General features: G+C 59.0%; 7 protein-coding genes and 1 pseudogene. 1 reads left to right on the top strand and 7 read right to left on the bottom strand.

What is annotated here, in order from left to right; all coding sequences use genetic code 11:
• The 7 genes and pseudogenes from VE23_RS26940 to VE23_RS03230 form a co-directional block, all read right to left on the bottom strand.
• Positions 1-253 (bottom strand): annotated as a pseudogene (locus VE23_RS26940) (hypothetical protein); the annotation flags it as partial.
• Positions 254-265: 12 nt separating this feature from the next.
• On the bottom strand, positions 266-1,528 hold the full coding sequence (locus VE23_RS03255) for a glycosyltransferase family 2 protein (RefSeq protein ID WP_049867280.1): 1,263 nt from the start codon (positions 1,526-1,528) through the stop codon (positions 266-268).
• Positions 1,529-1,532: 4 nt separating this feature from the next.
• Positions 1,533-2,882, bottom strand: coding sequence for a hypothetical protein (locus VE23_RS03250; RefSeq protein WP_049867279.1), 1,350 nt, complete (start codon positions 2,880-2,882; stop codon positions 1,533-1,535).
• Positions 2,872-3,714, bottom strand: coding sequence for a GGDEF domain-containing protein (locus VE23_RS03245; protein WP_021880197.1), 843 nt, complete (start codon positions 3,712-3,714; stop codon positions 2,872-2,874). The genes VE23_RS03250 and VE23_RS03245 overlap by 11 nt, the downstream gene beginning before the upstream one ends.
• Entirely contained in the window at positions 3,684-5,174 is a 1,491-nt protein-coding gene (gene wsfD, locus VE23_RS26935) for a glycan biosynthesis hexose transferase WsfD (protein ID WP_049867278.1), read from the bottom strand. The genes VE23_RS03245 and wsfD overlap by 31 nt, the downstream gene beginning before the upstream one ends.
• Positions 5,175-5,460: 286 nt before the next feature.
• Positions 5,461-5,961: a GrpB family protein gene (locus tag VE23_RS03235; protein ID WP_049867277.1), complete on the bottom strand. Its 501-nt coding sequence runs from the start codon at positions 5,959-5,961 to the stop codon at positions 5,461-5,463.
• A gap of 12 nt (positions 5,962-5,973) precedes the next feature.
• Positions 5,974-6,450 carry a Fur family transcriptional regulator gene (locus VE23_RS03230; RefSeq protein ID WP_048749542.1) on the bottom strand — a complete coding sequence of 159 codons (477 nt, stop codon included), beginning with the start codon at positions 6,448-6,450 and terminating at the stop codon, positions 5,974-5,976.
• A 149-nt stretch (positions 6,451-6,599) separates the two neighbouring features.
• Between VE23_RS03230 and VE23_RS03225 the strand changes: the two genes are divergently transcribed.
• A complete protein-coding gene (locus tag VE23_RS03225) occupies positions 6,600-7,646 on the top strand; it encodes a CobW family GTP-binding protein (RefSeq protein WP_049867276.1) in 1,047 nt (348 codons plus the stop codon).
• Positions 7,647-7,650 lie beyond the last annotated feature (4 nt).

Here is a 7,650-nt window from a genome sequence, read left to right as displayed (position 1 = left end):
CGTCGGCCGTCGGCTGGGCCGCGGACGGCGTCGCTGCCGCATTTGCCGTCGGCTCCGCGGCGGACGGCGTCCCTGCCCCGTTGGCCGCCGGCTGGGCGGCGGACGAAGTCCCTGCCGCGTTGGCCGCCGGCTGGGCGGCGGACGAAGTCCCTGCCGCGTTGGCCGCCGGCACCGCTCCGGCGCTGCCCGCGCCGGGAAATGACGCAAGCAGGATGGATGCAAGCAACAAGGCGGCGATCGCTTTTATCTGCATTTCATTATCCTCCTAGAATCGTTCCGTTTTGTACCATCTGGCTTCCTTGCGCAGCACAGCGTCGCGGACGTACTGGTAAAATCCGATCACCGCCACGACGAGCCACAGCTGGCAGTAGGTGAAGTACATGACGGCGATGAGTCCGATGTTGCGCGGCCGGCTCTGTCCTTTCTCCATGCTGAGCGCGATCGCCATCTCCAGGATGAAGACCAGATAAGCCATGAACCAGAGAAGCACCGTATTTCCGGCTACATTGTATTCGATCAGCCCCATCATCCCGAGGATGAAAATGACGTCGGACAGCAGAGCCGAGCTCAGGAACAGGAAATAAACCGTGCAGAAATAAAGGAGATCGAACCGGATCCGGCGCGAATCGCGGGAAAAGAGAAGGCCCAGGTTTTTGAGCAGCACGTAGATGTTGCCTTTCACCCAGCGGCTGCGCTGCTTGATCCATACCGGGACCGTCTCCGGCTCCTGCTCCCAGGTCACCGACAGCGGCATGTACTGAATCCGGTAGCCGAGCCGGTAGATCCGGAAGCTGATCTCGGTGTCCTCCGCGATCGCTCTCGTATCCCATCCTCCCATCTCTTCGATGATGGAGCGCCGCACGACGAAGTTCGTTCCCGGTATCGTGCTCAGTCCGAACAGCTGCCATCTACCCGCCTGCACCATCCATTGGAATCCGAGCGTCTCGATGTTGATGAAGCGGGTAAGCCAATTTTTGGACACATTGCGGGTGCGGAATTTGCCGATGACGGCACCGAGCCGCTTATCCCGCTCCAGAGCGTGGACCAGAATTTTGAGCGCGGAGCGCTCCGGCGTATTGTCCGCGTCATATACGGCCAGAACCTCGCCGGCGCTGGCGAGATATCCGTTGTTGAGCGCTCCCGATTTTCCTTTCCCTCCGGTGACGGCATCGGTCGTCAGCACGCGCAGATTCACCTCGGGATGGTCGGCCTGCAATTGCGCCAGAATCTCTCCGGTACGGTCCGAGGAGTTGTCGTTCACAACGATGATTTCCAGCCTGTCCCGGGGATAATCCAGCTGGATGAGAGCCGATACGGTCTGGCCGATTACCCGTTCTTCGTTATGGGCGGGAATCAGCACCGATACCGAAGGATAGCTCTGCAGCGGCTCATCCACCCGCATCCTCAGCGTCTTGAGGTAATAAATATAACCGCCGATCGTGAGTACGATATTGATGAGCAGCATGACCCAGATGCAGATCATGCAATACAGGAAAAGATAGTCGACAACGCCAAGCTGCCCGTTCATGGTCTCACCTCAAAAACTTTCTGCGGTTGATCTGCCTGCCGACGACGAAAAAGGTGGCGAACGCCGCGGCGACGAGGATGGAAACGACAAGCAGCACGACCATGGCCGATTGGATGCTTTTGTTCACCAGCGTGAGCGACGTTTCGGCTTCCGGCTGGGCAGGGTCAGCCGGTTCGCCGCCGGGAGGAACATGCTCGGCGGGGAGATTGCCGTCGATCAGCAGCCTCCCTCCGGTCCGCTGGACGTCGCGGTCCCATTGAATCCGGCCGTCTACGAGGGATGCCTCGGCAAATACGGTGCCGCCGCTGGCCGCTTCCTCCAGCATCGAGGACATCGCTGCAGGATCGGCGCCGGCTTCAAGCCCGATGACGCGGGAAGCCGCCGCGGGCAGCTCCCCTTCGGAAGCGGCCGGCTTCAGCCCTTCCCGATAGGGAAGATAGATTCCGTCCCAGGCCTCCTCCGGGCCGATATCGCGGGAATACCCTTGCCAGGCTCCATCCTCCACGAATAGGCCGGTACGCCGAAGGATCGGCTTCCAGGACGGATCGAACAGCAGATCCAGCGGCCCGCTCATCCCGGCGATGTAAATTCCTTGCTGCGCGTAGGCATCCCACGCCTGCTTCATAAGCCGTTCGGGCTCCAATGAATCCGTCACTCCCGCGACCATGGAGCCTTCCACGTAGGACTGCCACTCATCCGGAGGCGACCAGCCCTTGAGCGGGGCGAGCAGCGGAATGCCGCCTCGTTCCAGCAGGCTTCTGACCTCGGCGAAATAAGCTTTTATTCCTTCCGATTCCGCGTTCACGAATACGGGACGAAGCTCCACGAAAAAGGAGATGTTCCTCTCCTGCAGCCACTCCCCTTTGCGCTCCAGCTCATTGAGATCCAGAAAGGGATTGACATCTTTCAGCATGAAATAGGAAAGGCCTGTCGTCGTGTCCCGGATACCCGGCTTCGGCACCCCAGGCTCTCTCGGTTCGTCCAGCGTTTCCAGGCCGATGCCTTCTTCAGCGAAACGTTTGCGCCAGGCGGAGGCGGCCGCCTCTGCCTGCTCGCCGATCACGTAAGCTTTCGCCAAGCCGGCCCACTCACCCGGCATCTCGGTACCGGCCAGCTGAAGCGCGACGGAGTCGTGAATCGACTTCAGCATCCGGTACTGGGCCATGAGCCTGTCTCTAGGAACATCGTTCCCGTAGAGCAGCATGACCTTATCCGGACGCTCCGAGGCCGAGGGAACGGAATGGCTGCTGCCGTTGCTGCCCGCAATGGTCAGCGCGGAGGCCGGAGCGGCGATCCATGCGCCGGCTATAAGCCCTGCTGCCAGCAGGGCGAGCAGCCGAGTCCTACACATCATATTCCATGTCCTTCTCCGCGATGCGCCGCAGCATGATGGCGTCCTGGTTCTGCTCGGAATCGTATTCCGCTACCCCTATTCTCAGCTCAAGCCGGACAGAGACGGTTTTGGCCGACCGCTCCAGCTCGTAGGAGTAGATCGTATCCTTGATTCTCCGCTTCACGATCTGGGCGCCGTCGGCATTGCCCAGCAGCAGCAGCGCGAACGTTCTTCCGTCCTCCAGCATATAGGCGGAGTCCTCCGTTCGGGTGCTGTTGACCAGCTGCTTGCCGATCCAGCGGACAACGTCGCCCATCGCTTCGTTGCCGACGATGCTCCGGATATCGTCGTAATAATCAAGCCGGACGAGCATCACCGACAAGGGAAGCTTGTAGCGTCTGGACAGGCCCATATACTGCTGCAGGACGGTGTGGAACACCTTGGCGTTGTCCAAGCCCGTCTTCTCGTCGATCGTCACGTATTCCGAATAGCGTTCCCGCAGGCGACCGTTCTCCCTCTGGATGGAACGGATGGACTGCCCCGCGGACGCCGTCATGATCGCGGCAGCCGGCAGCAGCACCAGCCAGTAGTAGACATGGGATTCGATTCCGCTTCCAAGGACGACGGCCCCGTACATGACATAGCTGCCGTAGAAGAAAATAGCGATGGCCGATACGCACAGAGCGACGACCAGGCTGCTCACATAGGAGACAAGCACGATCGCGAACAGCACGCTCATCAGAATGGCGTTTTCCAGATAGGTTTCCTTTGGCAGCAGAGCGAACCAGTTGACGATTCCGTACGCCAGGATGATGAGCGCCATCATCCAGATATCGAGTTTCTTGATTTCCACCGATGCATTCCTGCCTTCCATCGAATAGTCAGCCAACCGGCCAAGCGGCTGACCGCATGCACGAGCATGACGCCGAACATGAGATCGAAACAGACGTTGAACAAAAAGAGATGCTTGGCGAGGTCCGCATCTCCCGCCCCGAGAAAGGCGATCGCAAGCTGCGACAAGCCGATGACGCCGGGTAGCGCCATGACTTCCAGGCGGAACAGGTCCGCATGGCGACGCCGCCGCCATGCGCGGGCGTAATAGAAGGCCAGCCCGCCGTAATAGACGCCGTAATAAAGCAGAATGAAGCGGAATCCGTCCGGGAACAGCGACTTTTTCAGCGAGCTCCAGCCGGAGAAGAAGGCGGTCTTGGCCCCATAAGGCTTGCCGGCGCTTTTCTCGTAGTTGCCCATCGCATCCGGACGGATGGAGTAGGCCTGGGAGGCGGCCATGTCCAGCTTTTCGAAAGCGCGGTCCGCATGGCGGAGATAATAGCCGATAATCGTTCCGTATCCGAACTTCGAGTAGAACTCTTTTTCCATCAGCGGAGATTCGACCGGTTCAAGCTGATATTTGTCATAGTAGGTCGTCCCTGCAAGAACCGCGAACTTGGGGTCCAGGCCGAGCTCCTTCAGGTCGCGTTCCGGATTCAGGGAGCCTTCCAGTATTCCGCGGGTGACGGCATGGTACTGGTTGATATGCTTGATATCGTCCGTCATAAACAGATAGACGCCCACGGACGCGGCTGCGATTGCGGCCGTTCCGGCGAGCGCGGCACGCCGCCATTTGCCCTTGTCCATCCGAAAGGAAAGTCTTAGCCCCATCAAGGCAAACAGAATTCCGGCCGGGGCGTTCTGCTGCTTCGCTGCGGCGAACAGTACCGCGCATGCTGCCCAGGCGATGAACCACGCCGTCCATCCCGCCTTGCGCTCCGGCAGCCTCATCATCAGCACCAGCGACAGAAGGAGAAAAATATAGGAGGCCGGCTCGCCGTAGAAGGAATTGAAATAGACCGTATAGCCGGTATCGGCCAGAATGAAAGCCGCGGCAGCCGCGGCAAATGCCGCCATGCCCGGCTTCAGCCTGCTCGCCGCTTCCTTTACGATCAAATACACCGCGGCCAGGAACAGGACGGAATACAAAGCTGCAAGAAACCGAAGGTCGAATCGGTTGTCCCCCGTTATCGCGAGATCGATGCCGAGCGCGGCCCGAATCATCAGCGACAGCGAGGAGACGAAGCGGGAATTCGGGTCGTAAGGGTATTCCCGAATGCCGAATTCACGGTTGAAATAGCCGAAATGCCGGTCCTCGAAGCTGTCCGTCAAATAATAAAGCCCCGGATTATGGATTTCCCGGAAGTAATCTCCGTTGTCCGCCATGCCCGCGTAAGGCTTGGTGAAGAGAAGGACGATCAGCAGCATCCCGACCGCAGCGGCCGCGGCCGCTGCGGCTCCCGGTTTTGGAATTTTTCTCATGCCTGTCCACCCTTCATGGAGCCATTTCATCCCGGTCATGAAGAACTTGCTGAAATGCGTCTCTCTGTAACACGTTATGTATACATACCCGGTTCACTAGTAGCCTTATCTTATTTCTTTTAATAGAATTCGACAATAATCTACATTTTTCTAGTTTTGTCCTTACGGAAACGATTCTCCGCACCCTTTAACGCCGCGGGACGAAAAAAAAAGCCCCTATTAAAGGGGCCTCGTTTACTTCCTCACATTGTCATCGAGCTCGGTCCGGATTGGCCATATGCCAGTCCTAATCCAGCTCTTTGAACGCCTCCGTCGTCATCAGCCGCTCGAAGAATGCATTCTTCTCCGCCCGGTACTCGTCCATGCCGCAGCCCTCGTATCTCCGTTTCAGGGAATCATATTCCTGTAGATACGACTCGTTCCTGGCCAGAACCTCCCTGAACTTCCAGAAAAAATCGGTCTCCGAGCCTGCCACGGTGAGCTGGATGCCGAGCGGCGGCAGGGCGCCGTCGTCCTTGAATGCCCTGAAGTGCTCCGTGCTGGAGCTGCCTTCGTTACGCTCATAAAGGGAAGAGAGCATCACGACGGCTTCCGCGAAGCGGTCGGCCCGCACGCGTACTTGAATGTCCAGGTCGCCTTTGGTCAGTCCCCGGGGAAGGGAGGTGCTGCCTACATGCTGGATATCCGCCTCCGGAAGAACGGCGAGCAGCTTGGCTTTCTCCGCCAGGAACAACGACTCCGCAGCCTCCCTGAAGGCGCTGCTGTCCTGAAACCGGACCTCCTCCATCCTATCGTCCTATCACGAAACGGCTTTGCGCCGGCAGCTCTTCCTGCCGCAGTGCATGTAGGTGCCGGTGAAATCCAGCCTGTGATCGGTCACGGCAAAGCCGTATTCCTTGGCCACTCTGGCTTCCAGCTCAGCGAGCCAGTCGTCCTGGATCTCCTTGACGAGGCCGCATCGGCTGCAGATGAGATGATGATGCATATGCGCCTGGCCCGACGCCCGAAGATCATAGCGGACAACACCGTCGCCGAAATGCATCTTCTCCACGACGGCGAGCTCGCTCAGCAGCTCCAGCGTCCGATAGACCGTCGCAAGGCCGATTTCCGGATGCAGCTTTTTGACTTTCAAATAGATGTCTTCTGCGCTGAGATGGTCGCTTTCGTTCCCGATCAGCACTTCCAGCGTCGCCCGCCTTTGCGGGGTCAGCCTGTACCCTTTTCCGATCACCATGCTGTTGACAGCATCCATGAGCGCAATCGCATGCTGGGACATGAATCTGATCCCCCTTTGCCTGTGCTATTGTTTAGAATCATTCTTATTTGATTGTACCTCAATCGCCGAAAAAGATCAAAACGCCTCGTTCTAAGACAAGCCGGACAAGAGTACTTCTTGTAATACCCTTCGATGCGAGGTGAGCTTTCATGTCCATTCCCGTATTTATATTGACTGGATTTCTGGGCAGCGGCAAGACGACCCTGCTGCTGAACCTGCTCGTGGAGACGGAGCGGCGCGGCTTGAAGCCGGGAATACTGATGAACGAGCTCGGACGCGAGGATGTGGACGGCGCGATCGTGCAGGAGAAGATCAGCCTGCCGGTCCAAAAGCTGCTGGACGGCTGCATCTGCTGCACGAAAAGAAGCGAGGTCGAGGCAAGCCTGAAGCAGCTGGCTTCGGGAGAACCGGATCTGATCTTCATGGAATTGACGGGAGTGGCGGACCCTGCCGAGCTTGTCGCCATGTTCTCCCCGTCGAATGACGAGCTTCCTCCGGGACTTCAGCTCGAACGGGTCCTGACCGTAGTAGACGCATCCCGATTTCTGGAGCACAACAGCCGTTTCTCCGCGGAGAGGCAGCTGGTGCGCCTGCTCCGCAGCCAGGTAAGCGAGGCCGATATCGTGCTCATGAACAAATCGGATCTGGCTCCGGCCGGCGAGCTCGACAAAGTCCAGAAATCCCTGCGCAAGCTGAACGGGAAAGCGGCTCTCCTGCCGTCCGTCCGCAGTTCCATGGACGTTGCTTCGCTGCTCCACTCCGTTCATCCCCGTCCTCAGGCGCCGGATCGCCGGCAGCCGGCTGCCGGGAAGGCGATGCAGCCGGCGGGGATGCTGCAGGCTTCCCGCGCAGCGACGCTCGCTCCATTTCGAATGGCGTCCCCCGCTGGCCGTCAAGGGCATTCCGAAGGGAATCCAGCGGCAGCGATCCGCTCGTTGACCCTTCCGATGCCGCCGGACACGATGCAGCTGGACACCGAAGCCGTCGAAGCCTTCCTGTCCCGCCACGAAGCGTGTCTGCTTCGCGCCAAAGGACACCTCGTCTCCGGCGGCCGGATGCTGCTGCTGCAATTCAGCAGCGGGAGGGCGGAGTGGAGTCCGTCCAATTATCCCGGCAAGCCTTATCTGGTGCTGATCGGCACCGATCTGCCCGAACAGAGGCTGGCCGAGGAATGGAGGTCGCTGAAGCGGTCATGAAATG

This window comes from Paenibacillus sp. D9 (assembly GCF_001188365.1).
Lineage (GTDB): Bacteria > Bacillota > Bacilli > Paenibacillales > Paenibacillaceae > Paenibacillus_O > Paenibacillus_O humicus.
This window is presented reverse-complemented; position numbering and strand designations above follow the sequence as displayed.

Coding starts and splice junctions, on each gene's coding strand:
- VE23_RS03255 (WP_049867280.1), bottom strand. CDS start 1,528: ATGAACGGGCAGCTTGGCGTTGTCGACTATCTTTTCCTGTATTGCATG.
- VE23_RS03250 (WP_049867279.1), bottom strand. CDS start 2,882: ATGATGTGTAGGACTCGGCTGCTCGCCCTGCTGGCAGCAGGGCTTATA.
- wsfD (WP_049867278.1), bottom strand. CDS start 5,174: ATGAGAAAAATTCCAAAACCGGGAGCCGCAGCGGCCGCGGCCGCTGCG.
- VE23_RS03235 (WP_049867277.1), bottom strand. CDS start 5,961: ATGGAGGAGGTCCGGTTTCAGGACAGCAGCGCCTTCAGGGAGGCTGCG.
- VE23_RS03230 (WP_048749542.1), bottom strand. CDS start 6,450: ATGTCCCAGCATGCGATTGCGCTCATGGATGCTGTCAACAGCATGGTG.
- VE23_RS03225 (WP_049867276.1), top strand. CDS start 6,600: ATGTCCATTCCCGTATTTATATTGACTGGATTTCTGGGCAGCGGCAAG.